Source organism: Anaerotignum sp., from assembly GCF_045122575.1.
Lineage (GTDB): Bacteria > Bacillota > Clostridia > Lachnospirales > Anaerotignaceae > Anaerotignum_A.
Map to the genome: position 1 here is coordinate 1 of NZ_JBGVHV010000161.1, position 25,300 is coordinate 25,300.

Here is a 25,300-nt window from a genome sequence, read left to right on the forward strand (position 1 = left end):
CCATGTGGAATTTGAAACAACTTATGAACCTTCCAGTGCCTTTGGTGCAAAATCCATCGGTGAAGTGGTTATCAATACATCTTCTCCTGCCATCGTCCATGCGATATATAATGCTACAGGTGTCTGGTTTAGAGAACTGCCTATTACACCGGAAAAAGTGCTGCAGGCATTGAACGAAAAAAATAAATAAGTATAACATTCGGCACTGAGGCTTTAATGCCCGGTGCCTGTTTTATAGATTATGTTCTGTTTATGAAAACATGGGGTGGTCATTGACCGATAAATGTGATAATATCTGTATGTTAAGGAAAGGGGGATCGTCATGACTGTTATCATAGCAAATATGATTGACCTTGTTGCGTCTATCATTCTGGTTGGTTCGGGTTCCATCAAACAGAAAACAAAAATTCTTGTAGTACAAATCATTCAGCTGCTTATGCAGGCCGCAAGCATGTTGCTGTTAGGCGGCATCACCGGAGCCATCAGCAATGTTCTTTCGTGTTTTCGTAATTATCTTTGCTATCAGGAAAAGTTGAATGCATATTGGAAAGCTTTTTTCATAGCAGCTTCAATCGGAATGACGATTCTGGTCAATGAACAGGGACTTCTGGGGATCATTCCGGCTGCAGTTTGTACGGTATTTATTCTTTTTATGGATGTAAAAGACCCTGTGAAATTCAAACTGCTGGTAACATTGTCCTGTATTCCATGGATGTTTTACCACTATTTCTTGAAATCGTATGTTGGTGCAATCTTTGATTTTGCATCGACCATCACAAATACAATGACGCTCTATTCTATGCTAAAAGAAAAAGAGTGAAGGAAATCACTTTACCCGATGAACCAAACAGATTTTATGATTTGAACTCCTTTCAATGATATTGAGAGGAGTTTTGTTTCTGAGGGATAAAAAGAAAAGTCAGCAGTTATACAATGAACTGCTGACTTTTTCTGATACGGAGATGGTGGGATTTGAACCCACGCACGGTTTTGAAGCCGCCTGCCGGTTTTCGAGACCAGTCCCTTCAGCCGCTTGGGTACATCTCCATTTAACTAATATAGTTTAGCAGATACCTTGCGAAAAAGCAATCTAATTTCACGAAGGAAAGGATAATTTAAAGGTGTTCGCTTGACAGGCTGTGTCCAATACTGTTAAATTAGATATTGTGGAGTAGCCTGTGAATTTTTCAAGATGTTGGGGCTACTCAAAATAGAAATGAAGGTGCAGCCATGACAAAGCAACAAAATTCTAATTACAATAATGAAAGCATCACTTCCCTGAAGGGGGCAGACCGTGTTCGCTTGCGTCCCGGGGTTATTTTTGGTTCAGACGGGCTGGATGGGTGCGCCCATGCCTTTTTCGAGATCCTGTCCAACTCTATTGATGAGGCAAGAGAGGGATATGGGAAGAAGATTGAGATTATCCGATATCAGGATCAGTCGATCATGGTGAAAGACCATGGCCGCGGCATCCCTGTGGATTATAATGCCAAGGAAGATCGTTTCAACTGGGAATTGGTTTTCTGCGAACTGTATGCAGGGGGCAAATATCAGAATAATACCGGCGAAAATTATGAATTCAGCCTGGGGCTGAATGGTCTGGGTACCTGTGCTACCCAGTATGCTTCCGAATATATGGATGCGGTCATCTATCGCGACGGTATGTGTTATCAGCTGCACTTTGAAAAGGGTGAAAATGTAGGCGGCCTGATGAAGGAAGCTGCAGAAAAACATCCTACAGGAACACAGATCACATGGCGCCCTGACAGGGATGTTTTCACAGATATCAACATCCCTCTGGTATATTTTCAGGATGTGCTGAAAAAACAGGCAGTGGTCAACGCAGGACTTCTGTTTGAACTTTATGATGAAGAAACAAAGGAGACATACTCCTATTGTTATAAAAACGGGATTCAGGACTATCTGGCAGAACTGAGCGGAGAAAAAGGTCTGACCACAGTGTATTATCTGCAAACGGAGACCAAAGGCCGTGACCGTGAGGATAAGCCCGAATATAAACTGAAATTTGAAACAGCCTTTTGCTTCAACAATCATGTGAATGTGCTGGAATATTATCATAACTCCAGCTTTCTGGAGCATGGAGGCTCTCCCGATAAGGCAGTCAGAAATGCCTTTGTTTATGCCATCGATCAGTATCTGAAAACGAATGGCCTCTACAAAAAAGATGAAAAGAAAATCACCTTTACTGACGTAGAGGACAGCCTGGTTCTGGTGATCAATTCTTTTTCGACCATGACCAGCTATGAAAACCAGACAAAGAAATCTATCACAAATAAATTTATTCAGGATGCCATGACAGAATTCTTCCGTCAGCAGCTGGAAATTTATTTTATCGAAAATAAACTGGATGCGGATAAAATTGCGGCTCAGGTGCTGGCCAATAAGCGCAGCCGTGAAACAGCGGAAAATACCCGTATCAATGTCCGTAAAAAACTGACGGGCAATTTGGATATGAATAACCGCGTGGAAAAATTCGTCAACTGCCGTACAAAAGATGTTTCTCGCAGAGAAATCTACATCGTGGAAGGCGATTCCGCTCTGGGTTCCTGTAAGCAGGGCAGAGATGCGGAATTTCAGGCGATCATTCCCATTCGTGGTAAGATCCTGAACTGCCTGAAGGCGGATTACAATAAAATTTTCAATAATGACATCATCATCGATCTGCTGAAAGTATTGGGTTGCGGGGTAGAAGTAAAAGCAAGCAAACATGACAAAGGATTGAGTTCCTTTGATATCAATCAGCTCCGATGGAACAAAGTTATCCTCTGCACGGATGCGGATGTGGATGGATTCCAGATCAGAACATTGCTTTTGACCATGATCTACAGACTGGTTCCTTCTCTGATCTATGAAAAGAAAGTATATATCGCAGAATCTCCTCTGTACGAGATCCGTCACGGGAAGGAGAAATACTTTGCCTATACCGATGCGGAAAAAAATCAGATCACTTCTAAACTGAAGGGGAAAGTAAAGATCAAACGCTCCAAAGGTCTGGGGGAAAATGCGGCGGAAATGATGTGGGAAACGACCATGAATCCCGAAACACGTCGTCTGATCCTTGTGACACCCGATGAAGCAGAACGGACACAGCAGATCTTCGAACTGCTGCTGGGAGAAAATCTGGCCGGCAGAAAAGAATATATCGCAGAAGAGGGTCACAGATACCTCGATATGATTGATATTAGTTAAGAGGTGGACTATGGCTAAGAAAAAAACTCCATCTAAAAAAGAATATAAAGACAATTTCATTCAGGAACAGCGCATTACCGATACACTGGAGCTGAACTATATGCCCTATGCCATGAGTGTCATCGTTTCCCGTGCCATTCCTGAAATAGACGGGTTTAAGCCTTCCCACAGAAAACTCCTCTATACCATGTATCAGATGGGGCTTCTGAAAGGAGACAGAACGAAGTCTGCTAATGTGGTGGGGCAGACCATGAAGCTGAACCCCCACGGGGACGGCGCCATCTATGAAACTATGGTGCGTCTGACCAGAGATAATGAAGCCCTGCTGGTGCCTTTTGTGGATTCCGAGGGGAACTTTGGTAAATATTATTCCAAGGATATGGCTTATGCGGCTTCTCGTTATACGGAAGTAAAACTGGAAAATATCTGTCAGGAGATTTTTGCAGATATCGACAAGAATACCGTCGATTTTGTGGATAACTACGACGGCAGCATGAAAGAGCCTGCTCTTTTGCCCACAACATTCCCCAATATTCTGGCAAACCCCAATCTGGGGATCGCCGTTGGTATGGCTTCCTCTATCTGCAGCTTCAATCTGGCAGAACTGTGCGAGGCAACAGCAAAGTTTATCAAGGATGATACCATCGATCTGGTGGAACATCTGTCTGCTCCCGATTTTTCCACGGGCGGTCAGCTCATTTATAATCGCAAAGAACTGGAGCAGATTTACAGAACCGGCCGCGGCAGCGTGAAGCTGCGGGCAAAATATCAGTATGATAAAAAGGATAACTGTATCGAAGTAACAGAAATCCCCTATACCACAAATATCGAGGCTATCGTTGATAAGATCATTGCTTTGGTCAAGGCTGGGAAAATCAAGGATATTACTGATGTGCGAGATGAATCTGACCTGAACGGTCTGAAAATCGCCATTGACCTGAAAAGGGGTACCAATGCCGACCTGCTGATGCATAAACTCTATGCCATGACACCATTGGCAGATAATTTCAGCTGTAACTTTAACGTCCTTATCCATGGCAGACCTATGGTGCTGGGCGTAGGCGACATTCTGAAACACTGGACGGATTTCCGCATGGATTCCATCCGCCGACAGATCGCTTTTGATATTCAGAAAAAATCTGAAAAATTCCATCTGCTGCAGGGCCTGGCGAAAATCCTTGCAGATATCGACAAGGCCATTTCTATTATCCGACATACAGAAGAGGAAAAAATGGTCGTGCCCAACCTGATGACGGGCTTTGACATCGATGAGGTGCAGGCGGAATATATTGCGGAAATTAAACTGCGTAATATCAACAAGGAATATATCATCAAGCGTATCGAAGAACTGAAGATCCTTGAAGAAGAGATCAAAAGTCTGAATGAAACGCTGAAATCCGATGCGAAGATCAAAAATATCATCTGCAGACAGCTTCGTGCTGTGGCGAAGAAATATGGCAAGGAAAGAAAAACGGAGATCGTCCATGAAGATGATGTGGCGACTCTTTCCAAAGAAGACTTCATCGAAGATTATCCCGTTCGCTTCTTCCTGACAGAGCATGGCTACTTCAAGAAAATCTCTCAGGCATCCCTGCGTATGGCGGGTGAACAGAAACTGAAGGATGATGACACCATGCTGATGGAACAGGACGGCATGAACCGTATGGATCTACTGTTTTTCTCCAGCATGCAGAATGTTTATAAACTGAAAGCCTCTGACGCGGCGGATACAAAGGCCAGCGTGCTGGGGGATTATCTGCCGAACCTGCTGAGCATGGAAGCGGGAGAAGAGATCGTCTATATGACGGCTACGTCGGATTATGCAGGCCAGATGGTATTCTTCTTTGAAAACGGAAAGGCGGCCAAAGTACCTCTGAACGCCTATGAAACAAAGACGAATCGTAAAAAACTCATCAACGGCTATTCTTCCAAGGCGAAGCTGGTGCGGATGGCAAAACTGGATGAAGAAAGTGATTTTATCCTGATGCGAAACGGCGACAAGGCGACCCTTATGAATACGGAACTGATCCCTTCCAGTGCAACGAAAAACGCAACGGGGGTACAGGTATTCACCCTGAAAAAGAACAGTACCGTTACCAATGTATTTACCAAAGGGGAATTCGCTACAGAAGACCCCGAATATTACAGAACAAAGAAAATTCCGACCACAGGTCATTTTATTCAGGAAAAGGATAAAACGGCAAACAGCTTGCCGGGACAGCTGGCACTGGAATAAAAAACCCCCTTTGGGCGTTTGTCTGCAGATCAGAAACCTGTTTTTCAGACAGATGCCCAAAGGGATATTTTTTTGCAAAAAAGAGGAAAGTGGTGGAAAAAAGCGCTTTTTTGTGCATTGTGACGGGGGTTGTGGAGATGGAAAAGCATTTTTCCTTGCCATGCTGGAATTTTATGTTATAATAAAATACAAACGTGTGTTCACAGAATTGTAAAAAACCTGAAATTCTTTTTTTATATTTTCACGGAATAAAAAAGAGAGAAAGGAAGGAATACTATGAAACGGTTTGCAGCGATCCTCCTGACGGGGATATTTAGTGTCGCTGCCGCTGTCCCTTCTTTTGCCGCGGTAAAAACCAATGCGTCTGCATGGGCGGTTTCCTCCATGGAATATGCCTATGAAAAAGGGATCGTGACAGAAACAGAACTGAAAAAAGCGACCTCTCCCATGAGCCGAAAGGAATTCTGCGGCGTTGTAATGGGTTTTCTGGAATCGGTAACAGGAGAAGAAAGAACGGCGACGATCGCAACACCTTTTTCCGACTGCAATGATCCGATGGTTATTGCCGCCTATGAGGCAGGTGTGATCGGCGGGATCGCGCCCGGCGTGTTTTCTCCCAACAGCACCCTGACCAGAGAGCAGATGGCCATTATGATCGCCCGTACATTAAAAGTATGTGATCTGGATCTGACGGAGAAAGCAAAGAAGAATCCTTTTACGGATACAGCGGTATTATATGAAGCCTCCAACAGATACATCGACCAGCTTTATGGCGCAGAGATCATCAACGGGTACGATAACGGTACCTTCGGGCCTTTCCGGGAAATGACTGTGCAGGAAGCAGTGCTTTCCTTTGTGCGTGCCCATCGCTATGTTACCACGGGGCTGGCTTATGACCCCGATGCTGCAGCGGAGACAGCTCCGGTAACACCGCCTGTTCCTGCGGAAAAGCCGGAAACAGATACGGTGAAAGTAGGCGGCAGAGCAGTATCTCTGGGCTGGACGGAAGCAGAACTGAAGGCTGTATGGGGTGAGCCGGATCGTATTGATGAAAGTGTTTATGGTCTGGACAGATATATTTATCTGAATGATTATCAGGATTATTTCTTTGTCACATATAAAGACGGAAAGATCGTAGAGATCTTTGTGCCCGGCAGCGATTATGCCTACCATGGCATGAATGGGAAAGGTACCATGGCGGATATCAAAAATCTTTCCTTTGTCAGCATGGCAGAGCATAGCGGTATCGTCCGCAATGAAGGCTCCGAAGCAAGGATCATTATGGATTACGAAGGTCATCTGTGCGGTCTGCTTTTGCAGAGTGAGCAGTTTGTGAAGGAAAAAGACCCCAAAAGCACCCTGCAGTATAGCACCAGAGAGGATATTGAAGCCCAGCTGATGGATCTGATTCAGGTATGCCGTGTGGAGCGGGGCGGAAGCCTTCTTCTTTGGGATAAAAAACTCTGCGATGTGGCAAGAGCCCATTCGGAGGATATGATTGCAGAGAATTATTTTGACTATAACAGCCCCGACGGCACAACACCCTTCGGCAGGATCATGGAACGAGGGAAGACATTCTTCACGGCTTCCGAGGTCATTGCCAGACAGAGGGGCGATGTGGTAAATGTTTATCAGGAATGGGTGCGTACCCCTGCCCGTATGGGTGCTCTGACGGACAGCAGCATGCAGGAAGTGGGCATCGGCGTTGCTTCCAAAACCAAGGTGCTGCATGTGACCGTTGATCTTTGTGGTCAGGCGCCGGAAACAACAAAAAAATAAACGAGACAAAAAAGAAGCCTTAAGCGGAAAATACCGTTTAAGGCTTTTTTGTTTTTTTAAAACATTTTGGTCAGTTCCAGAATTTTCTGTTCCAGCAGGGGATAGAAAACATCGTAGCCATGATTGCTCCAATGAACGCCGTCAAACTGGAACAGGGCTTCATAGGCTTCGAATCCCTCGTTTTTATGAATATCCGTAAAGGTCTGAAAGACATCGATGACAGGCAGATGATATTCTTCTGCCAGTTTCAGCACGATATCACGGAATATTTCCAGTCGGTCGGTGGTGGTGAAGGGATAAAAATCTGTATCGACCACGGGAGGAGGTGTAATCAGAACCGGCAGACAGAAGCCGTTGTTGAAAGCATCTCCGTGTTTTTTTGCCATCAGCTGTTCCAGGATCAGACGCATATTTTTTTCGTATTCCCAAGGGGTACGATACTGCCCTTCGTTAAGGGCGCTGTCATTGGAACCCAGCAGGATGGTGCAGATATGGGGGTTTAGGCGCAATACACCGCCTTCCAGACGCAGTCTGGCTTCTCGTGTAGTTTCCCCGTTGATACCGCGGTTATAGATCTTCCAGTGGATCTCAGGATGTTTTTCGGGCAGTTCCGCGGCCAGTCTGGCAGGAAAACCCACATGGGAAAGGACACCGTATCCGTATGTCAGGCTGTCGCCCAAAGCGACCAGTCGAAATTCTTTCATAAAAAGACCTCCTTTTTCTTCATTTTAGCGGCAGCGGAAAAGGAAGTCAATCGCTGACTGCCTGCATGAACTGTTGTCGAAAACTGCGGCTGATGAAGGCATGTTCTTGATAGCCAAAGAAGGAAATGGTCCAGGGGTCTTTCTGTTTGTCGATATGGGAAATATTTTTCAGATGGACGAGAAAAGAACGATGGGACTGCTGAAAAAGAGATGCAGGCAATACATCTTTCAGACGATAGAGGGGAACAGGCAGGATCAGGATGCCGTTTTTTGTATGCACAAAAGATTTTTTCTGGTGGCATTCGATGAAGAAGATATCATCCAAAGGGATATTATAGACTCCCTTGGCGGTTGTGATCTGGCAATAAGACGGCTGGGGGCTGTCCTTATGGCCCGTGATGGAAAATGTGCTCATGGGGGACTCCTTTTCATTTTGAAGCAAAAGTATTGCTTTTCATTGTTAATATCTGTAATAATATCACATTTTGTGAAGAAATAAAATATTTTTTCGTGAAAATGCACTGAAAAATTTTATGTATAATGCTGTTTCTGCTTTCATAGGATGGAACAGAAAGGTGGACGAGGCTATGAAAACAGAGGCAGTCTGGCGGGCTTTGCCCCGCAGGATACGAGAAAAACTGACAGAAAAAGAACTGGAGCATCTGCAGGAGATCCGCCTGCGCTGCGGGCAGCCGATGATCCTGAAGAAAACGGACGGGCGGATCCTTCCTATGACAGAGCGGATATCTGCGGCAGAACTGCGGGAAACGGTATCTTTGCTGAGTGCCTATTCGCTGTATGCGTTCGAAGAAGAACTGCGTCAGGGGTATCTGACCATAGAAGGGGGACATCGGGTAGGCTTCTGCGGGAAGGCGGTCATGGAAAACGGGGAGATTCGCACCCTGAAGCAGATCAATGCCCTGAATATCCGCATTGCGGCGGAACAGAAAGGCTGGGGAGAAACATTTCTGCCGGACTTGATGGAAGAAGGGCGGTTTTGCCATACCCTTATTGTTTCTCCCCCGGGCTGCGGGAAAACAACGCTTTTGCGAGATATCGTCCGCTGTCTGAGTGAACGGATGCTGACAGTGGGGGTAGTGGACGAAAGAGGAGAAATCGCACCTCTCAGAGATGGTGTGCCACAGATGGACGTGGGCATGTGTACGGATGTGCTGGAAGGCTGCCCAAAGGCCAAGGGCATGGTGCTTCTTCTGCGGAGCATGGGACCCGATGTGATCGCTGTGGATGAGCTGGGGAGAAAGGAGGACGTGGATGCCGTTTATGAAGTGCTCCATTGCGGCGTTCGGCTGATGGCCACTGCCCATGGGGTCGATATGGAAGATCTGTGGAATCGACCTCAACTGGGAAAGTTGATACAGGGAAGGATATTTGAAAGATATCTGTTTCTTTCCGCAAGAAAGGGCACAGGGACGCTGGAAGTTATTCTGGACAGAGACGGCAATGTTCTTCGAAAGGGGGACGCGGGATGATACGACTTTTCGGTATCCTTCTGGTCATGGGGGCGACCCTGTGGTTCGGGGCGTACTTTGCCATGAAGGAAAAATACCGCCTGCAGGAACTGGAAGAACTGGAACGGGCGCTGATCTATCTGCAGGGGCAGATCAGTTATCTTTCTGCACTGCTGGCAGAGGCGTTGGAAAGCGTCAGTCGGAAAATGAACGGACAGTTAGGCTGTATTTTTCAGAAGGCAGCGGAACAGATGGCAGCCAGAGAGGGGGAAACGGCAGAAGAGATCTGGCAGAAAACATGGCAGGAAGAAGGCAGGCATACCTTCCTGACGATGGAGGATATGGATGCTCTGTTGGCTTTTGGACGGTCTTTGGGCTATCTGGATCAAACACAGCAGGAAAACAGTATCCGTCTGCTTTTGCGATATATAGAGGACGCCCTGACACAGGGGCGGAAGAGACTGGAGAAAAACAGCAGGTTGTATTACGGTATGGGGTGCCTTTCTGGGCTTTTGATCGTGGTAACGCTGCTTTAAGGGGGAGAGAGGATGGAAATAGATATCGTATTTCGCATTGCGGCGGTTGGGATCCTGGTAGCAGTGCTGAATCAGGTTTTGATCCGGGCAGGCAGGGAGGAACAGGCCATGATGACCACGCTGGCAGGGCTGGTGGTGGTGCTGTTCTGGATCATCGGATATATCAGTCAGCTGTTTGAAACGGTGCAGACCATGTTTCAGCTGTAAGGGGGCGGGCATGTGGAGATTTCAAGAATCATTGCCCTCGGTCTGGTGGGAACCGTATTTGCCGTTCTGCTGAAAAAAGAAAATCCCCAGATAGCCATGCTGGTGGCAGCGGCAACGGGGATCCTGATTTTTCTGATGCTCTGTACACCCTTGGGGGAACTGCTGGCATTACTGCGGGAAACGGCGGAAAAAGCCGGTGTGGGCGAAGGCTATTTTGGTATCGTGCTGAAGGTCATTGGTATTGCCTATCTGACCCAGTTTGGTGCCCAGCTTTGCGCCGATGCAGGGGAGAATGCCATTGCATCGAAGGTGGAACTGGCGGGAAAGGTTTTGATGATGACGGCGGCGGCACCGGTTCTGACGGGGCTTCTGGAAATGGTCATGGGGTTGGTATAAGGGGGGATGGGATGAAAAAGATCGGACTGATTCTGGTTCTGTTGTTCTCCCTTTTGCCCATGCCTGTTTTTGGGGCGGAAATGCAGACCATAGAACAGGAACTGGAGAAGCTGGAGACAGAAGCTGTGGACGCAGCGGCGGAAGAGCTGGAGGCAGATGTGGGGTTTTCCAAATTACTGCGGGAGGTGCTTCTGGGGGATTTTGATTTCAGTTTTGCCGGCTGGAAAGAAGAACTGACGGAAGCGGCCTTTGGGGAGTTCCGTCTGCAGGGACGGCTGTTGATGCAGCTGATCCTTGTAGTGCTGCTCAGTGCCATACTAAAGCAACTCAGTGATTCCTTTCAGGGGAAGAGTGTGGGGGAAATGGGTTTTTATTTGTGCTATATGGTGCTGGTTGTGGTGATTCTGGATGCCTTTCGCGGTATTTCTGATGCGGTTGTGGAGCGAATGAATGGTATCAGTGGAGTATTTGGGGCGATGGTGCCCATTTTTCTGGTGCTTTCGGCGGCAAAGGGAAATCTGGCGCAGGGGGCACTGATGGGGCCTGCTGTTATGGGTGGATCGGCGGCACTGTCGGTGGCGGTCAGCAAGATCATTGTGCCTGCGATCCTCCTTGCTATCTCTCTGGAAATGGCGGATCATATCTCGGAAAAGCCTATCCTTGGAAAATTTGCGGAACTTTTGCGGCAGTGCATCGGCTGGGGTATGAAGGGGGCGGCCATGGCATTTATGCTGCTCCTTTCCCTGCAGAAGATCGGTGGGGGTGCTCTGAATGGTCTGGCGGCGAAAACAGCCAAAATTGCCGTTGGCGCTGTGCCTGTGGTGGGCAATGTTATGGGTGGTGCTGTGGAAACGGCGGCTGCAGTGGCAGGGACGCTTCGGAGCGGTACGCTGGCGGCCGCGGCGATATTTTTGCTGTTGTTATGTATTCCTCTTGTCATTAAATTGGTGGTCATCATGCTGGTGTTCAAACTGACGGCGGCTGCGGCGGAATTCATCTGCGAGGAACGGCTGGTGGAATGTATCAGCGCGGCGGGGGAATATACGGGGCTGCTGCTGGGCGTGGTTTTTCTGGGAGAAGGGATGTTTCTGTTTTCGGCATTGCTTTTGTTGGGAGGCTTGTAGGAATGATGGACGCATTCACGGCATATATAAAAACTATAACGGCTCTGACGATTTTTTCGGCACTGGCGAGCATCCTTCTGCCTGAGGGAAAATATCGGCGGTATGCGGAACTGGTGCTGGGGGTCATGGTGCTGGGGGCGGTTTTGGGGCCCTTGCTGCGGCTGTTGGGTACATAAGGAGGAAGGCATGGAAAAGGACAGATGGAAGGGGCTCTTTCGTCCCGAAAATAAAAAAATGCGGAGTAATATCCTGTTGGCATTGCTGCTGGGGATCCTGCTTCTAGCGGCAGGACGGAGTTTTTCCGATTCAAAGGAGGAGGAGCTGCCGCAAACCGTGGCGGCAACGGAAACAGCAGATCGGGCTACGGAACGTCGCATGGCAGAGATCTTATCTAAGATCCAGGGAGTGGGACAGGTGGATGTGATGCTGACCTACCGCCAAACGGAGGAAAAAACCATTGCCCACAATGAAACCAGGGAGGAAAACGGAGAAAACCTGCGAACAGAGCAGACGGCTATCCTGCTGGAGGATGGGGATGGTGCGACCCAGCCGCTGGTACTGACAGAAACGGGGCCTGTGGTGGAAGGGGTCGTCATTGCGGCTCAGGGGGCAGATCAACCTGCTGTGGCAGCGGCACTGAATCAGGCGGCACAGGCGTTGCTGGATGTACCTGCCCATAAGGTGGCAGTTTTAAAAATGAAATGAGGGGGAAAAGGTATGTTTGTCATTAAACGAAATCAAGTGGTAGTGACCGCATTGGCAGTGATGATCGCTGCGGCGGGGTATCTGAATTTTCAGGAAAGCCGTGCATCCGAAGGGAATCAGACGGCGCTGCAGCTGACGGAGGAAGGGGACGTGACGGCATTAGTGGATTATTCTGCCCTGCCCGATGATGTGGATACGGCGGAGGTGGCATTAGATCCTATCACCGCAGAGGTGGCGGAAACCACGGGGGATGGTGCTGCGGTCTTTGTTTCTGCCAATGCCGGTGACAGTGCATCCTATTTTGCGGAAGCAAAACTGGATCGGGAACAGTCCCGTGCCAAGCAGAAGGATATCCTGAATGAAATGCTGGAAAACAAAAACATTTCTCAGGAGCAGAAGGACAAATGTACGGAAAGCATGATGGAACTGCAGCAGCGCATCGAAAAGGAAACGGCAGCGGAAGCTATGATCGAATCCAAGGGATTCAAGGAAGCCTATGTCCGCATGGATGATGCTACGGTGGATGTGGTAGTGGATAAGGATACCCTGACCGATGCAGAGGTGGCTCAGATCGAAGATATCGTAAAACGGAAAACAGGGATGGATGCTTCCAAAATCCGAATCAATACATTAAGCAAATAAAGTGCAGGTTTCAGCAAAGGGGCGCTGCCCCTTTTTTTTATGCATGAATTTATGCATAATTCATTGCAAAAATGGTGACTATCTGCTATAATCGAATCATAATTATGCGTGAATATTTTGTTTGATGAAAAGCATGGATAAGATGAAAAGCATGAATAAAAAACATAGGAGGTTTTTGATATGTCTGAAAATAAAATGCATGGTCAGATCCAGATCGCAGATGAAGTGATCGGTGTGATCGCTGTGACAGCGGCACTGGAAGTAGAAGGTGTTGTGGATGGCAGCCACGGCAAAGGCTTTACAGAATTTTTTGGCAAAAAAGGTCATACAAAATGTGTGAAAGTGGCAAAAGATGAAAATGAAGCTGTTGTGGATATGGAAATCATCATCAAATTCGGTACAAAGGTGCAGAAAGTTGCAGCAGAAGTGCAGGAAAAAGTAAAATCCACAGTGGAAACCATGACAGGTTTAAACGTAGCAGTGGTAAATGTCAGCGTTTCCGGCGTTGTGAAAGAAGTAAAAGCTGAGGTAGAAGAATAATCGGCGAAAGAACGGGTCTCATGGTATATGCCGATGAGACCCTCTTGTCATTTTTATGGAAAAATTTACTGAGATGAAAATTTCAGACGAAAATATACGGAGGTAACGATATGAGCCGAAGAAGTGCAAGAAAGAATGCGTTTTTCCTGCTGTTCCAGATGGATTTCAGCGAAGCAGCGGAATTTGAACAGGTGAAGGAACTTTTCTTTGCAGAAAAGGAAGAACCTGTGGAAGAAGGAGAAAAAGCCTTTATCCTTTCCGAAGTGGAAGGCGTACATGAACATATGGAAGAAATCGATGGAATCATCGAACAGAGTGCAAAGGGCTGGGATCTTTCACGTATGAATAAAGTGGAACTGGCGATCCTGCGTCTGGCAGTTTATGAAATGAAATTCGGGGAAACTCCCGTTGGTGTTGCCATCAATGAAGCGGTGGAACTGGCGAAAAAATTCAGTTCTGATGAAGCACCTGCCTTTGTCAACGGCGTACTGGGCAAAGCAGCAAAACTGTAATTATGATTGAACCGAAAGTTTTCTCGGTGGGGCAGATCAACCGATACATCAAAAATCTGCTGGAAAATGATTTTATACTGAACAGCCTTCTGGTGCAGGGGGAAATCTCCAATTTTAAGGCCCATTCCAGCGGTCATTGGTATTTTACCCTGAAGGATGCACAGGGGGCTATTTCCTGTGTCATTTTCCGACAGGATGCGGCACAGATCCCCTTTGAACCGGAAAACGGCATGCAGGTCATTCTGGCGGGGCATGTCTCTCTTTACGAAAAAACAGGACAGTATCAGCTGTACGGCGAATTTCTGCAGCCTGTAGGTATGGGCGCCTTGCAGATCGCCTTTGAACAGATGAAGGAAAAACTGGCGGCAGAAGGGTTGTTTGACCCCGATTTCAAACGGGAACTGCCCTCGCATGTGGAGACGATTGCAGTCATCACCTCTCCGACAGGGGCGGCAGTGCGGGATATCATCCAGATTGCAAAACGAAGAGACCCCCGTGTGAAAATTGCCCTCTTTCCAACCTTGGTGCAGGGGGAATCTGCAGCGGAGGATATTGTGAATAGTCTGAAACTGGCCAACAGCTGGGGTAAGGCTGATGTTATCATCCTTGGCCGCGGCGGCGGTTCCATGGAAGACTTATGGGCGTTTAATGAGGAAATCGTGGCAAGAGCCATTTTTGCCTCGGAAGTGCCCGTCATTTCTGCGGTAGGCCACGAAACGGATTTTACCATTGCGGATTTTGTGTCTGATCTGCGGGCACCGACCCCTTCCGCGGCGGCGGAACTGGCGACGGTGCATCTGGAAAGCATCCGAATGGATGTGGAGGAATTGACAGAACGCCTGACCAGAGATGTACAGGCGGTGCTGACAACATCAAAAAGACGGCTGGATTTTCTGAAGGAACGGCCGGTTCTGAAGCGTCCTTTGGAGCGCATCCAGCGGACACAGGTGTATCTGGAAGAAAAGGAACGGCTTTTGCTGCGAGAAACTTTGCGGAAGCTGGAGAAAAAGAATATGCGTCTTGCATCGACAGGAGCGAGACTGGAGGCGGTATCGCCTTTTTCCATCATGCAGCGGGGCTATGCCGTGGCTATGGATGAAAAGGGAGTGCCTGTGACCAGTGTTCTGTCCGCAAAAGAAGGACAGGCTCTGCAGGTGCGCATGAAAGACGGTATTTTAGAGACCACAGTAACAGGAAAGAAGGTGTTCGGCGGTGGCGAAAAAGAAAGTGACATTTGAAGAAGCGATGGAACGGCTGGAGGCCATCGTGGAACAGCTGGAGCAGGAGGAATCCTCTCTGGAAACGGCTGTGGCGTTGTATAAAGAAGGACTGAGCCTTTCTGCTTTGTGCAGAGAAAAACTGGCGGCGGCAGAAGGAGAGATCGTTCTTCTCAGAAAAGAAGCAGGACTCTGGCAGGAAGAGCCTTTTCAGGAGGGTGAAGTGTGATGGATCTGAAACAGGAAATGAAAGAAAGATGTGCATATATTGAAGCGGCACTGGAAAAATCTGTGCCTGAACAGCGGGAATTTCCTCCTGTGATTTTTGAAGCCATGCGCTATAGCCTCTTGGCCGGCGGCAAACGCCTGCGTCCGATGATGGTGCTGGCAGCCTGTGAAGCTGTAGGCGGCAGAAAGGAAGATGCACTGCCTTTTGCCTGTGCATTGGAAATGATCCATACCTATTCCCTCATCCATGACGATCTGCCTGCGATGGATAATGATGATTATCGCCGCGGCAGACTGACAAACCATAAAGTTTACGGGGAAGACATGGCGATTCTGGCTGGTGACGGCCTGTTGCATCATGCTATGGAAACCATGGCCGATGCCTGCCTGAAAAATCCTACCCCCCAGACCACAGGTGCCATGAAGGCCATTGCCCATGGGGCAGGGGTTTTCGGTATGCTGACCGGTCAGGTGGTGGATGTTTTTATGGAAGGTAAACCGCTGGATATCGAAACACTGGATTTTATTCATATCCATAAAACAGCGGCTATGATCCGCGGTGCGCTGGAGGCCGGTGCGGTCTGCGGCGGTGCTGATGCGGAAACCGTGGCGCAGTTTGGTCTGGCCGGGGAAAAGATCGGCGTGGCATTCCAGATCCTGGATGACATTCTGGATGTGACAAGCACACTGGAAGAGTTGGGCAAACCCATCCACAGCGATGAAAAGAACCAGAAAACAACTTATGTGACATTGTTTGGCATTGAAAGATCCAGAGAAATTGCGGCAAAGCTTTCTGATGAAGCCATTGCCATCTGGGAAAAACAGGGCGCATCCTGCGAATTCTTACTGGAACTGACGAAATACTTACTGACAAGAACATATTGAGGCACTGAGTGCCTAACTCGAAATCAGGATTTCGAGTTGGAAGACAGAAGTATGAACAGATCTGTGCCTTTGGAACTGCAAGCAGCAGCCTGAAAAGGCTGGTTTGCAAAGCAAACTTCCAAGCGACAGCCTGTTCTCCTCGGCGAAAAGCGCGGTTTCCGCCTGCGGATTCCATTCAGAAAACGCTTTGTTTTCCGAACCTTTCCGCTGGCTGAAAAATGAAGCAGAAAGAAGGCGATTTTATGAGTAACTTCGGAGCGATTCTGCAAAATACCCCTCTTTGGGCTGCCATCATTGGCTGGGCGGCGGCACAGGGGATCAAAATTATTCTGACACTGATCACGGAGAAGCGGTTTGATGCATCCCGCATCATGGGGACAGGCGGCATGCCCAGCTCCCATTCCTCCTTTACCATGGCATTATCCTTCAGTATCGCAAAATACCATGGCTTTGATTCACCGATGTTTGCCATTGCGCTGATCTTTTCTTTCGTCACCATGTATGATGCACAGGGGATCCGAAGAGCGGCAGGCAGACATGCGGAAATTCTGAACGATTTGATTTTAGACCACAAAATGCCGAATGTAGGCGAACTGAAAGAACTGCTGGGGCATACCCCGCTGGAGGTTGCCGCGGGGGCACTTCTGGGGATTCTCATCGGGCTGTGGCTGTAATAGAGAGTTGGTGAAAACGTGGGTAGTATTTTAAATCAGATACATTCCACTGAAGATATCAAAAAACTGAATGAAGAGGAACTGAAACTGCTCTGCAGGGAGCTGCGCAAATTTCTGCTGCAGAAAGTTTCCAAGACCGGTGGACATCTGGCCAGCAATCTGGGCGTGGTGGAACTGACGGTGGCTCTGGAATACTGCTTTGACCTTCCTGCCGACAAGATCGTCTGGGACGTGGGCCATCAGGCCTATATCCATAAGATTCTGACGGGCAGAAAGGATCAGTTTGACACATTGCGTCAGCTGGACGGGCTGAGCGGTTTCCCCAAGCCCCATGAAAGCGATTGCGACGCCTTTGCGGCGGGACATAGTTCTACCTCCATTTCTGCGGCTCTGGGGCTGGCAAAGGCCAGAGATCTGACGGGAGGAAAAGAACATGTCATCGCTGTCATCGGGGATGGCTCCATGACCGGCGGTCTGGCCTATGAAGCATTGAATAATGCAGGAAGAGACCATACAAGACTGATCGTCATTCTGAATGATAATCAGATGTCCATCGATACCAATGTGGGGGCTATCTCGAAGCATCTGAATAATCTGCGCACTAGCCAGCAGTATCGCGGCTGGAAGGAAGCAGTAAAACAGTTCAGAGATAACGTGCCTGTCATCGGGGAAGGTACCTATCAGGCGTTGAAGCATGTCAGAGATAAATCCAAAATGCTGCTGACCGGTGGGGCCTTGTTTGAACAGCTGGGCTTCAAATACATCGGCCCTGTGGATGGACATGATCTGCCGGATCTGGTCGAAATGTTTGAGGGCGTGAAGAAAATGAATCGTCCTGTCCTCATCCATGTAAAGACCATTAAGGGCAAGGGGTATTCCCATGCGGAAGAGAGACCCTGGGCGTATCATGGTGTCGGTGCCTTTGATCTGAAAACGGGGAAATCCCTTTCCAAGGGCGGCAAAAGCTGGTCTTCGGTTTTCGGGGACAAGATGCTGGAGATCGGGAAACGAAATCCGAAAGTCGTGGGCATTACGGCGGCCATGTGCAGCGGCACGGGGTTCGAAAAATTTCAGCAGGCATTCCCGAAACGTTTCTTTGACGTAGCCATTGCGGAACAGCATGGCACCACCTTTGCGGCGGGGCTGGCAAAGGGTGGTATCACCCCTGTGTTTGCGGTGTATTCCTCCTTCCTGCAGCGAGCTTATGACCAGCTGGTGCATGATGTCTGCATGGAAAACCTTCATGTGGTATTTGCCATTGACCGGGCAGGTATCGTTGGTTCCGATGGGGAGACCCATCAGGGGGTATTCGACCTGTCCTTCCTGAGCCATATTCCAAACATGACTGTTCTTTCTCCCAAAAATGACTGGGAACTGGAAGAAATGCTGGAATTTGCGGTGAACGGATGGAACGGCCCGATTGCAGTACGCTATCCCAGAGGGACAGCGGAAACGGCCTTCGGGGAATATAAAAATCCCATTGCATACGGCAAGGCAGAACTGATCGCAGACGGCGAAAAGATTGCGATCCTTGCGGAAGGCCATATGCTGAAAGCGGCAGCGGAAGCGGCAGAGTTGCTGAAAGCGGACGGTTATCAGCCCATGCTGGTGAATATGCGTTTCATCAAACCGCTGGATGGGGAAATGCTGCAGCAGGCGGCTGAAAAATGTGAGCATATCGTGACTATTGAGGATAATGTGAAAATGGGCGGTTTCGGCTCCAAAGTACTGGAATTTTACGGGGAAAGAGGGATGCAGAAAGATGTGCTGAACCTTGGCTTCCCCGACAGATATATTGAACAGGGCACGCAGAGTCAGCTCTTTGAACGATACGGGCTGGATGCTGCGGGCATTTACGAAAGCATCAAGAAGAGATTAGGAGATTGACCATGGCAGAAAAAGTAGAAAAAGAAAGATTGGACGTGCTGCTGGTGCAGCTGGGTCTGGCAAACTCCAGAGAACTGGCGAAAGCCTATATCATGGCGGGCAACGTATATGTTGACGGTCAGAAGGAGGATAAGGCCGGCACAAAGGTGGCTGTCAATGCAGATATCGAAGTAAAAGGCAGCCAGATGAAATATGTCAGCCGCGGCGGCTATAAACTGGAAAAAGCCATCAATGAATTCGGCGTGGAACTGGAAGGCAAGATCTGTCTGGATATCGGTGCTTCTACCGGCGGCTTTACAGACTGCATGCTGCAGAACGGCGCAAGCAAGGTATATGCCATTGACGTGGGCTACGGCCAGTTTGCGTGGAAACTGCGTCAGGATGAACGTGTCGTTTGTCTGGAAAAGACGAACGTCAGATATGTGACCCATGAACAGGTGCCCGATGAAGGGGATTTTGCATCCATCGATGTTTCCTTTATTTCCCTGACCAAGGTGTTGCCTGCCGTATTGGGGGTTCTTGGCCCCAATGGCCAGCTGGTCTGCCTCATCAAGCCTCAGTTTGAAGCGGGCAGAGAAAAAGTAGGAAAAAAAGGCGTAGTCAGAGATATCAACGTACATAGAGAAGTTATCGAAATGATCGTAAATTATGTGCGTGCCCAGGATCTGGGGATCCTTGCGCTGGATTTCTCTCCCATCAAAGGCCCCGAAGGCAATATTGAATATCTGATCTATCTGGACAAGAGCCAGACAGGCATGGCAGAGGAAGAAGTTGCAGCAAGACTGGAAGAAGTAGTTGCCCAGTCTCATAAAATACTTTCAGCAGAGAAATGAGGTGCTGAAATGAAAAAGGTAGCAATTTTGCCCAATGTACAGAAAGACAAGGGGCTGGAAACCACGAAAAGACTGGTACGTTATCTTCTGGGAAAGGGCTGTGAACCACAGCTTTCCAAAGAAGTGGCAGAACGGGCGGAATTACCTCAGTATGCCAGAGAAGAAGCGGAATTGTATTCCCAGAGTGATCTTCTGATCTCTTTGGGGGGCGATGGTACCCTTCTGGGGATCGGCAGAAGAACGGCTCGCTTTGAAAAGCCTATTCTGGGGATCAATCTGGGTACACTGGGCTTTTTGACAGCGGAAGAAAAAAACTATGCAGAAAAGGCCATCGATCAGGTGCTCGAGGGAGACTTTAAACTGGAAAAACGCATGATGCTGGAATGCAGTATTGCTACGGGAGAAAACAGAACGGAAGGCGTCATTGCCTTGAATGATATCTGTATCACCCGTGGTAACTTATACAAAATTCTGGAATTTCATGTATATGTGAATGATGAATATGTGGATACCCTTCTGGCGGATGGGGTCATCATCTGTACCCCTACAGGCTCTACGGCGTATAATCTTTCTGCCGGCGGCCCTGTGCTAAAGGCTGATGCGGAGATCATTGCCATTACGCCCATTTCTCCCCATACCCTGACCAGCAGACCCATTGTTGTTTCTGCGGAGGATGTGGTAACGGTGGAAGTGAAACCCAGCCGCGAGGATACCCCCTTTACCGTCAGCGCAGACGGGCAGGACAATTTTACCCTGATGGGGAAAAACGTGGTGCAGATCAGAAAAGCGAAGGTCTGTACAACGATCATCAAAACGAAACCACAGAGTTTTTATGACGTATTGCGTCATAAACTTTCCAAATAAATTTTTAAACGGAACTTTCTTTTTAAAGGAGGGTGATCGCGATGAAGATCGCAAGACATGCAAAAATATTGGAACTGATTGAAAATTACGAAATCGAGACACAGGATGAACTGGCGCAGCGACTGTGCGAAGAAGGCTTCAATGTGACACAGGCTACAGTTTCCCGTGATATCCGTGAAATGAAGCTGACAAAGATCGCTACGGAAAAGGGCAGACAGAAATATGCTGTCATCAGCAGCCATGATTCTGAAGTGACAGAACGCATGACGCGTGTGTTTAAGGAAGCAGTCACAAAGATGGACTATGCGCAGAATATCATTGTTGTCAAAACACTGGGCGGCATGGGCATGGCTGTTGCCGTTGCGCTGGATAATATGCAGAACAGTGAAATTTTAGGCACCATTGCCGGTGATGATACAGTTTTCTGCGTGGTGCGCAGCCATAATCAGGCAGCAGTGATCATTGAAAAGCTTTATCGCATCATCCACAGCGCATAAGCAGGGAGGGACGCTTTATGCTGGAACATCTGCATATCAAAAATGTAGCGCTGATCAAGGAAAGCGAGATTTCCTTCGGCGAAGGACTGAATATTCTGACTGGTGAAACAGGTGCCGGTAAATCCATGGTAATCGATAGCCTGCAGTTTGCCTTGGGCGGCAGAGCAGGAAAGGACTTTCTGCGCCATGGGGAAAAAATGGCTTCGGTAGAGGCTTTATTTGCCGTGCAGTCTGAGTCCTTGCAGGAAAAACTGGAGGAAAACGGCATTGAACCGGAAGAGGATGGTTCTGTCCTCATCACCCGTACCCTCAGCGAAACCGGGAAATCCGTCTGCCGTGTGAATGGCTCTACGGTTACAGTCAGTATGCTGAAGGAGTTCGCGGAAGACCTGATCGATATTTATGGACAGCATGAGCATCAGTCACTGCTCAACCCTTCCAGACACATCCGCCTGCTGGATCGTTTCTGCGGTGCCGGTTTTGGGGATGCTATGGAGGAATATAAAGCCAGTTTTCAGGCATTAAAGGAAATCGACAAACAGCTGGCGTCTCTTATGGGGGATGAAAGCCAGAGAGAACAGCGGATGGATATCCTTTCTTTCCAGAAAGAAGAGATCGAAACTGCTGCGATCAAAGCAGGAGAAGAAGAAGACCTGCTGGAACAGAAAAAACGTCTGGGCAGCATGGAAAAACTGATGCGCCTGACGGGAGAAGGTCTTTCCCTTTTGTATGACGGCAATGACCGTATGCCTTCTGCCTGTGATCAGCTGGGGGATGCCCTTTCCAAACTGCAGGAAGCGGCAGAGATCGACCCTGCACTGACCTCCTATGCAGATGCACTGGCAGATGCCTATGCGGCTGTGGAGGATACAGCAAGAGAACTGAAAAGAGAAGCAGAAAAACAGGAGAACGATCCGGAGATGTTGGAACAGATCGAAGAACGTCTGCAGATCATTTATAAACTCAAAAGAAAATACGGCGGAACTGTGGAAGCTGTTCTTGCCTTTTATGATAAAGTGGCAGAAGAACTGGATTTTCTGGCCAACAGCAACGAAAAGGTTGCCGAACTGACGGCGGCAAAGGAAAAAGAAAGAAGAAAACTGACAGCCTATGCGGAAACGCTGACTGCTCGCAGAAAAGATACGGCGGAGCAGGTGGCAGAGCAGATCGAAAAAGCCCTGCAGGATATGGAAATGAAAGGAGCTCGTTTCCACATTCAGATCGACGAAAAGGCGGACTGGACAGCCGATGGTAAGGATAAGGTAGAATTCCTGATTTCTGCCAATGCAGGGGAAAGTTTGAAGCCTCTGGCGAAGATCGCATCCGGTGGGGAAATGAGCCGTGTCATGCTGGCATTGAAAACGGTGCTGGTAGATGCGGATGATATCGGTACGTTCATTTTTGATGAGATCGATACCGGTGTCAGCGGCAGAACCGCCAGAAAAGTAGGGGAAAAGATGCGTTTTTTGGGGAAGAAACGCCAGATTTTGTGCATTACCCATCTGCCGCAGATCGCAGCCATGGCAGACAGTCATTTCCTGATCGAAAAAGAAAGCCAGGAAGCAGAGACAACGACAAAAGTAACGCCTCTGTCGGAGGAAGGCTCCGTGGGAGAAGTGGCAAGGCTCATGGGCGGCAGCGATGTGACAGAGACGACGCTGGCAGCAGCAAGAGAATTGATTGCAGAAAAATAAGAAAAAAAGACTACGATTTTCGTAGTCTTCTTTTTTGCGTAAATTTGATTTTATCAAAAAGAAAAAGACTATGGACAGATACCATAGTCTTATTTTTATTTTCTTATTTTGTGTATGGTTCCGGTTTCTGAGCGGCCTTCAGTACTACGGGTTTTAACTCCTGTTCACCGTAACTGATGTCCTTTTTCACGGGAGCAGTGCTTTCTTTGTATACGAGATAACGCATATAGCCCATCAGTTCTTCTTTGCTTTCTTCATTCAGAAGGGCATAGTAGCGGCGGAATTCGTTAAATTCTGCAGTTTCGTCATCGATCACATAGGGATGACGGATATCGTTGACACCCAGAAGATAATCCATGGATACGTTGAAAATAGAGGCAATTTTCTTCAGATCGGGGATGGAGGGCTGGTTTCTGCCGGATTCGTAGTTGGCAATGGCAGTATAGCCATAATTCAGCATTTCTCCAAGTTTTACCTGAGTCAATCTTCTTTCTTTTCTAAGCGTTTTCAAGCGATCCTTGAATTCCATGGTTCTCACCTCTTTTTGCGTTTGTATCATTTTATGCATGGATAAAGTATACCCAAAAGGGTCATTCTTATTATACGGATTATTTTTTTTAGGGGAAAGATAGCGACACAGATACCATGAAAAATCTAAAAAAAATTCACGATATGTGAAGACTATGGGATATTATTTCAAGGAGCAACATGTTTTATGGGAAAAACTAAAAAATACATGATCTCTATTGACATATGTCAGAAAAAGTGATAGATTTAAATCACACAAAGCATATAAAAATAATATGATATAAAATAAGCCGCGAAAGGGGTATCGATATGACAACAAGAATTTATATGGATAATGCAGCAACAACACCCGTCAGAGAAGAAGTGCTGCAGGCGATCCTGCCATATTTCAGAGAATATTACGGCAATGCATCCAGCGTATATGCCATTGCAAAGGAAAGCAAAAAGGCACTGGAACATGCCAGAGGGCAGGTGGCGAAACTGATCGGCGCAAAGCCGGAGGAAATTTATTTCACCGCCGGCGGTTCCGAAAGTGACAACATGGCTCTGCGGGGCGTGGTGAATGCCAGCAGAAATGAAAAGAAGCACATCATTACAACAAAAATCGAACATCATGCCATTCTGCATACGGCAGAATATCTGGAAAAGAAAGGTGTGGAAGTAACATATCTGAATGTGGATGAATTTGGCCGCATCCGTCTGGATGAACTGGAACAGGCCATCCGTCCCGAAACGATTCTGATTTCTGTGATGTTTGCCAATAATGAGATCGGCACCATTCAGCCCATCAAGGAAATCGGCGAAATGGCAAAGAAACATGGCATCCTCTTCCACACAGATGCGGTACAGGCTGTGGGTCATGTGCCCATCGATGTGGACAGCATGAACATTGACCTGCTTTCCATGAGCGGCCATAAACTGGGGGCGCCCAAGGGCATCGGTGCCATCTATATCCGGAAAGGCTCCCGCATTTCTCCCTTGATTTTCGGCGGTGCCCAGGAGAAAAAACAGCGCGCCGGCACAGAAAATATCCCCGGTATCGTGGGCATGGGCAAGGCGGCAGAAATTGCCGGCCTGGAAATGGAAGAAATGACAAAACGCCTGACAGCTCTGCGGGATAAACTGATCCAGGGTATTCTGGACAGCATTCCCCATAGCCGCCTGAATGGTCATCCCACAGAAAGACTGCCCGGTAACTGCAACATTTCCTTCTCCTATATTGAAGGGGAATCCCTGCTGCTGTTGCTGGATGCACTGGGGGTAGCGGCTTCCAGCGGCTCTGCCTGCACTTCCGGCTCTCTGGATCCTTCCCATGTGCTGATGGCGATCGGCCTGAAGCATGAAGTGGCTCATGGCTCCCTGAGACTGACACTGGACCACCAGAATACAGAGGAAGAAGTGGATTTTGTACTGGAAAAACTGCCTGCCATCGTGCAGAGGCTGAGAGATATGTCCCCTGTCTGGGAGGACTATTTGAAAAGTCAGAAATAATAGAGCAAACGACCGAAAGTCAGAAGGTCTTGAGGTATTTTCTGTAGTGAGAGATATGTGAATTACCAAGGAGGAAAAGGTATGGAATATAGTCAGAAAGTAATGGATCATTTTATGAACCCCAGAAACGTCGGCGAGATCGAAAATGCCAGCGGCGTTGGTCAGGTGGGTAATATGAAATGCGGCGATATCATGAAGGTATATCTGCAGATTGAAGATAATAAAATCATTGATGCAAAATTTAAAACATTTGGCTGCGGGGCGGCAGTAGCCACCAGTTCCATGGCGACAGAACTGGTAAAGGGCAAAACCGTGCAGGAAGCATTGGAAGTGACCAATAAAGCGGTGATGGAAGCATTGGACGGCCTGCCCCCTGTGAAGGTACACTGTTCCTGTCTGGCAGAGGAAGCATTGCATGCAGCTCTGTGGGATTATGCTCAGA

Annotated in this window: 29 protein-coding genes and 1 tRNA gene; 26 read left to right on the forward strand and 4 right to left on the reverse strand. The window is 48.0% G+C overall.

Translation table 11 applies throughout. The features are described 5' to 3' along the window. Both ACJMLT_RS07855 and ACJMLT_RS07860 read left to right on the forward strand, forming a co-directional pair. Window positions 1–190 (forward strand): hypothetical protein (locus tag ACJMLT_RS07855; RefSeq protein ID WP_405729071.1); only part of this gene is annotated, 190 nt, incomplete at its 5' end. 132 nt (window positions 191–322) lie between these two features. Further along, the gene (locus ACJMLT_RS07860; protein ID WP_405729074.1) at window positions 323–820 is read left to right on the forward strand and encodes a YgjV family protein; all 498 of its coding nucleotides are present in this window, start codon (window positions 323–325) and stop codon (window positions 818–820) included. A 137-nt stretch (window positions 821–957) separates the two neighbouring features. Here the strand turns inward: ACJMLT_RS07860 and ACJMLT_RS07865 are convergent. Next, a tRNA-Ser gene (locus ACJMLT_RS07865) sits at window positions 958–1,047 on the reverse strand. A 183-nt stretch (window positions 1,048–1,230) separates the two neighbouring features. Between ACJMLT_RS07865 and ACJMLT_RS07870 the strand changes: the two genes are divergently transcribed. From ACJMLT_RS07870 to ACJMLT_RS07880, 3 genes are all read left to right on the forward strand, one after another. Continuing rightward, window positions 1,231–3,210, forward strand: coding sequence for a DNA gyrase/topoisomerase IV subunit B (locus ACJMLT_RS07870; protein ID WP_405729077.1), 1,980 nt, complete (start codon window positions 1,231–1,233; stop codon window positions 3,208–3,210). A gap of 10 nt (window positions 3,211–3,220) precedes the next feature. After that, the gene (locus ACJMLT_RS07875; RefSeq protein WP_405729080.1) at window positions 3,221–5,446 is read left to right on the forward strand and encodes a DNA gyrase subunit A; all 2,226 of its coding nucleotides are present in this window, start codon (window positions 3,221–3,223) and stop codon (window positions 5,444–5,446) included. 276 nt (window positions 5,447–5,722) lie between these two features. After that, on the forward strand, window positions 5,723–7,225 hold the full coding sequence (locus tag ACJMLT_RS07880) for an S-layer homology domain-containing protein (protein ID WP_405729083.1): 1,503 nt from the start codon (window positions 5,723–5,725) through the stop codon (window positions 7,223–7,225). A gap of 56 nt (window positions 7,226–7,281) precedes the next feature. On the opposite strand, the gene ACJMLT_RS07885 is transcribed toward ACJMLT_RS07880, so the two are convergent. Continuing rightward, window positions 7,282–7,929, reverse strand: a complete 648-nt coding sequence (locus ACJMLT_RS07885) for an SGNH/GDSL hydrolase family protein (RefSeq protein ID WP_405729086.1) — start codon at window positions 7,927–7,929, stop codon at window positions 7,282–7,284. 46 nt (window positions 7,930–7,975) lie between these two features. Beyond that, window positions 7,976–8,344, reverse strand: coding sequence for a LytR/AlgR family response regulator transcription factor (locus ACJMLT_RS07890; RefSeq protein WP_405729089.1), 369 nt, complete (start codon window positions 8,342–8,344; stop codon window positions 7,976–7,978). Window positions 8,345–8,516: 172 nt separating this feature from the next. Between ACJMLT_RS07890 and spoIIIAA the strand changes: the two genes are divergently transcribed. The 19 genes from spoIIIAA (at window position 8,517) to recN (ending at window position 22,839) form a co-directional block, all read left to right on the forward strand. Further along, window positions 8,517–9,419 (forward strand): stage III sporulation protein AA, encoded by a 903-nt coding sequence (spoIIIAA, locus tag ACJMLT_RS07895; protein ID WP_405729092.1) that lies wholly within the window; start codon window positions 8,517–8,519, stop codon window positions 9,417–9,419. Further along, complete coding sequence (locus ACJMLT_RS07900; RefSeq protein WP_405729095.1) at window positions 9,416–9,934, forward strand: stage III sporulation protein AB; 519 nt, start codon at window positions 9,416–9,418, stop codon at window positions 9,932–9,934. The genes spoIIIAA and ACJMLT_RS07900 overlap by 4 nt, the downstream gene beginning before the upstream one ends. A 12-nt stretch (window positions 9,935–9,946) precedes the next feature. Continuing rightward, a complete protein-coding gene (gene spoIIIAC / locus ACJMLT_RS07905; protein WP_405729098.1) occupies window positions 9,947–10,141 on the forward strand; it encodes a stage III sporulation protein AC in 195 nt (64 codons plus the stop codon). Window positions 10,142–10,153: 12 nt separating this feature from the next. After that, a complete protein-coding gene (gene spoIIIAD / locus ACJMLT_RS07910; protein WP_405729101.1) occupies window positions 10,154–10,537 on the forward strand; it encodes a stage III sporulation protein AD in 384 nt (127 codons plus the stop codon). 11 nt (window positions 10,538–10,548) lie between these two features. After that, window positions 10,549–11,661, forward strand: coding sequence for a stage III sporulation protein AE (locus ACJMLT_RS07915; protein ID WP_405729104.1), 1,113 nt, complete (start codon window positions 10,549–10,551; stop codon window positions 11,659–11,661). Window positions 11,662–11,663: 2 nt separating this feature from the next. Next, on the forward strand, window positions 11,664–11,837 hold the full coding sequence (locus ACJMLT_RS07920) for a stage III sporulation protein AF (protein ID WP_405729107.1): 174 nt from the start codon (window positions 11,664–11,666) through the stop codon (window positions 11,835–11,837). 10 nt (window positions 11,838–11,847) lie between these two features. Then, complete coding sequence (locus tag ACJMLT_RS07925) at window positions 11,848–12,366, forward strand: hypothetical protein (protein WP_405729110.1); 519 nt, start codon at window positions 11,848–11,850, stop codon at window positions 12,364–12,366. Window positions 12,367–12,378: 12 nt separating this feature from the next. Beyond that, window positions 12,379–13,008 (forward strand): SpoIIIAH-like family protein, encoded by a 630-nt coding sequence (locus tag ACJMLT_RS07930; RefSeq protein ID WP_405729113.1) that lies wholly within the window; start codon window positions 12,379–12,381, stop codon window positions 13,006–13,008. A gap of 180 nt (window positions 13,009–13,188) precedes the next feature. Next, complete coding sequence (locus ACJMLT_RS07935; RefSeq protein WP_405729116.1) at window positions 13,189–13,548, forward strand: Asp23/Gls24 family envelope stress response protein; 360 nt, start codon at window positions 13,189–13,191, stop codon at window positions 13,546–13,548. A 110-nt stretch (window positions 13,549–13,658) separates the two neighbouring features. Continuing rightward, window positions 13,659–14,060: a transcription antitermination factor NusB gene (nusB, locus tag ACJMLT_RS07940; protein ID WP_405729119.1), complete on the forward strand. Its 402-nt coding sequence runs from the start codon at window positions 13,659–13,661 to the stop codon at window positions 14,058–14,060. 2 nt (window positions 14,061–14,062) lie between these two features. After that, complete coding sequence (gene xseA, locus ACJMLT_RS07945; RefSeq protein ID WP_405729122.1) at window positions 14,063–15,298, forward strand: exodeoxyribonuclease VII large subunit; 1,236 nt, start codon at window positions 14,063–14,065, stop codon at window positions 15,296–15,298. Beyond that, window positions 15,273–15,506: an exodeoxyribonuclease VII small subunit gene (xseB, locus tag ACJMLT_RS07950; protein ID WP_405729125.1), complete on the forward strand. Its 234-nt coding sequence runs from the start codon at window positions 15,273–15,275 to the stop codon at window positions 15,504–15,506. The genes xseA and xseB overlap by 26 nt, the downstream gene beginning before the upstream one ends. Next, window positions 15,506–16,390: a polyprenyl synthetase family protein gene (locus tag ACJMLT_RS07955; RefSeq protein WP_405729152.1), complete on the forward strand. Its 885-nt coding sequence runs from the start codon at window positions 15,506–15,508 to the stop codon at window positions 16,388–16,390. The genes xseB and ACJMLT_RS07955 overlap by 1 nt, the downstream gene beginning before the upstream one ends. Window positions 16,391–16,632: 242 nt before the next feature. Beyond that, a complete protein-coding gene (locus ACJMLT_RS07960; RefSeq protein WP_405729128.1) occupies window positions 16,633–17,064 on the forward strand; it encodes a divergent PAP2 family protein in 432 nt (143 codons plus the stop codon). 27 nt (window positions 17,065–17,091) lie between these two features. Then, on the forward strand, window positions 17,092–18,951 hold the full coding sequence (dxs, locus tag ACJMLT_RS07965; protein ID WP_405729155.1) for a 1-deoxy-D-xylulose-5-phosphate synthase: 1,860 nt from the start codon (window positions 17,092–17,094) through the stop codon (window positions 18,949–18,951). Between the two features lie 2 nt (window positions 18,952–18,953). Continuing rightward, a complete protein-coding gene (locus tag ACJMLT_RS07970; RefSeq protein ID WP_405729131.1) occupies window positions 18,954–19,784 on the forward strand; it encodes a TlyA family RNA methyltransferase in 831 nt (276 codons plus the stop codon). Window positions 19,785–19,793: 9 nt separating this feature from the next. Continuing rightward, window positions 19,794–20,648, forward strand: coding sequence for an NAD(+)/NADH kinase (locus ACJMLT_RS07975; protein WP_405729134.1), 855 nt, complete (start codon window positions 19,794–19,796; stop codon window positions 20,646–20,648). Between the two features lie 41 nt (window positions 20,649–20,689). Then, entirely contained in the window at window positions 20,690–21,145 is a 456-nt protein-coding gene (locus ACJMLT_RS07980) for an arginine repressor (protein ID WP_405729137.1), read from the forward strand. Window positions 21,146–21,162: 17 nt separating this feature from the next. Continuing rightward, the gene (recN, locus tag ACJMLT_RS07985) at window positions 21,163–22,839 is read left to right on the forward strand and encodes a DNA repair protein RecN (RefSeq protein WP_405729140.1); all 1,677 of its coding nucleotides are present in this window, start codon (window positions 21,163–21,165) and stop codon (window positions 22,837–22,839) included. 103 nt (window positions 22,840–22,942) lie between these two features. Here the strand turns inward: recN and ACJMLT_RS07990 are convergent, their stop codons facing one another. Further along, entirely contained in the window at window positions 22,943–23,368 is a 426-nt protein-coding gene (locus ACJMLT_RS07990; protein WP_405729143.1) for a helix-turn-helix domain-containing protein, read from the reverse strand. A 308-nt stretch (window positions 23,369–23,676) separates the two neighbouring features. Here ACJMLT_RS07990 and nifS point away from each other — a divergent pair, with 308 nt between their 5' ends. Together nifS and nifU are read left to right on the forward strand one after the other, a co-directional pair. Further along, on the forward strand, window positions 23,677–24,858 hold the full coding sequence (gene nifS, locus ACJMLT_RS07995) for a cysteine desulfurase NifS (protein WP_405729146.1): 1,182 nt from the start codon (window positions 23,677–23,679) through the stop codon (window positions 24,856–24,858). Between the two features lie 81 nt (window positions 24,859–24,939). Further along, on the forward strand, window positions 24,940–25,300 hold a 361-nt coding region (gene nifU, locus ACJMLT_RS08000; protein ID WP_405729149.1), incomplete at its 3' end, for a Fe-S cluster assembly scaffold protein NifU.

What these genes read in the sequence shown, in the direction of transcription:
- ACJMLT_RS07880 (WP_405729083.1), top strand. Translation starts at nt 5,723, where the DNA reads ATGAAACGGTTTGCAGCGATCCTCCTGACGGGGATATTTAGTGTCGCT.
- nifS (WP_405729146.1), top strand. Translation starts at nt 23,677, where the DNA reads ATGACAACAAGAATTTATATGGATAATGCAGCAACAACACCCGTCAGA.
- ACJMLT_RS07900 (WP_405729095.1), top strand. Translation starts at nt 9,416, where the DNA reads ATGATACGACTTTTCGGTATCCTTCTGGTCATGGGGGCGACCCTGTGG.
- spoIIIAC (WP_405729098.1), top strand. Translation starts at nt 9,947, where the DNA reads ATGGAAATAGATATCGTATTTCGCATTGCGGCGGTTGGGATCCTGGTA.
- xseA (WP_405729122.1), top strand. Translation starts at nt 14,063, where the DNA reads ATGATTGAACCGAAAGTTTTCTCGGTGGGGCAGATCAACCGATACATC.
- ACJMLT_RS07870 (WP_405729077.1), top strand. Translation starts at nt 1,231, where the DNA reads ATGACAAAGCAACAAAATTCTAATTACAATAATGAAAGCATCACTTCC.
- ACJMLT_RS07935 (WP_405729116.1), top strand. Translation starts at nt 13,189, where the DNA reads ATGTCTGAAAATAAAATGCATGGTCAGATCCAGATCGCAGATGAAGTG.
- ACJMLT_RS07930 (WP_405729113.1), top strand. Translation starts at nt 12,379, where the DNA reads ATGTTTGTCATTAAACGAAATCAAGTGGTAGTGACCGCATTGGCAGTG.
- ACJMLT_RS07925 (WP_405729110.1), top strand. Translation starts at nt 11,848, where the DNA reads ATGGAAAAGGACAGATGGAAGGGGCTCTTTCGTCCCGAAAATAAAAAA.
- spoIIIAA (WP_405729092.1), top strand. Translation starts at nt 8,517, where the DNA reads ATGAAAACAGAGGCAGTCTGGCGGGCTTTGCCCCGCAGGATACGAGAA.
- ACJMLT_RS07885 (WP_405729086.1), bottom strand. Translation starts at nt 7,929, where the DNA reads ATGAAAGAATTTCGACTGGTCGCTTTGGGCGACAGCCTGACATACGGA.
- ACJMLT_RS07960 (WP_405729128.1), top strand. Translation starts at nt 16,633, where the DNA reads ATGAGTAACTTCGGAGCGATTCTGCAAAATACCCCTCTTTGGGCTGCC.
- nusB (WP_405729119.1), top strand. Translation starts at nt 13,659, where the DNA reads ATGAGCCGAAGAAGTGCAAGAAAGAATGCGTTTTTCCTGCTGTTCCAG.
- ACJMLT_RS07980 (WP_405729137.1), top strand. Translation starts at nt 20,690, where the DNA reads ATGAAGATCGCAAGACATGCAAAAATATTGGAACTGATTGAAAATTAC.
- ACJMLT_RS07975 (WP_405729134.1), top strand. Translation starts at nt 19,794, where the DNA reads ATGAAAAAGGTAGCAATTTTGCCCAATGTACAGAAAGACAAGGGGCTG.
- ACJMLT_RS07875 (WP_405729080.1), top strand. Translation starts at nt 3,221, where the DNA reads ATGGCTAAGAAAAAAACTCCATCTAAAAAAGAATATAAAGACAATTTC.
- ACJMLT_RS07890 (WP_405729089.1), bottom strand. Translation starts at nt 8,344, where the DNA reads ATGAGCACATTTTCCATCACGGGCCATAAGGACAGCCCCCAGCCGTCT.
- ACJMLT_RS07955 (WP_405729152.1), top strand. Translation starts at nt 15,506, where the DNA reads ATGGATCTGAAACAGGAAATGAAAGAAAGATGTGCATATATTGAAGCG.
- ACJMLT_RS07915 (WP_405729104.1), top strand. Translation starts at nt 10,549, where the DNA reads ATGAAAAAGATCGGACTGATTCTGGTTCTGTTGTTCTCCCTTTTGCCC.
- ACJMLT_RS07990 (WP_405729143.1), bottom strand. Translation starts at nt 23,368, where the DNA reads ATGGAATTCAAGGATCGCTTGAAAACGCTTAGAAAAGAAAGAAGATTG.
- ACJMLT_RS07860 (WP_405729074.1), top strand. Translation starts at nt 323, where the DNA reads ATGACTGTTATCATAGCAAATATGATTGACCTTGTTGCGTCTATCATT.
- recN (WP_405729140.1), top strand. Translation starts at nt 21,163, where the DNA reads ATGCTGGAACATCTGCATATCAAAAATGTAGCGCTGATCAAGGAAAGC.
- ACJMLT_RS07970 (WP_405729131.1), top strand. Translation starts at nt 18,954, where the DNA reads ATGGCAGAAAAAGTAGAAAAAGAAAGATTGGACGTGCTGCTGGTGCAG.
- ACJMLT_RS07920 (WP_405729107.1), top strand. Translation starts at nt 11,664, where the DNA reads ATGATGGACGCATTCACGGCATATATAAAAACTATAACGGCTCTGACG.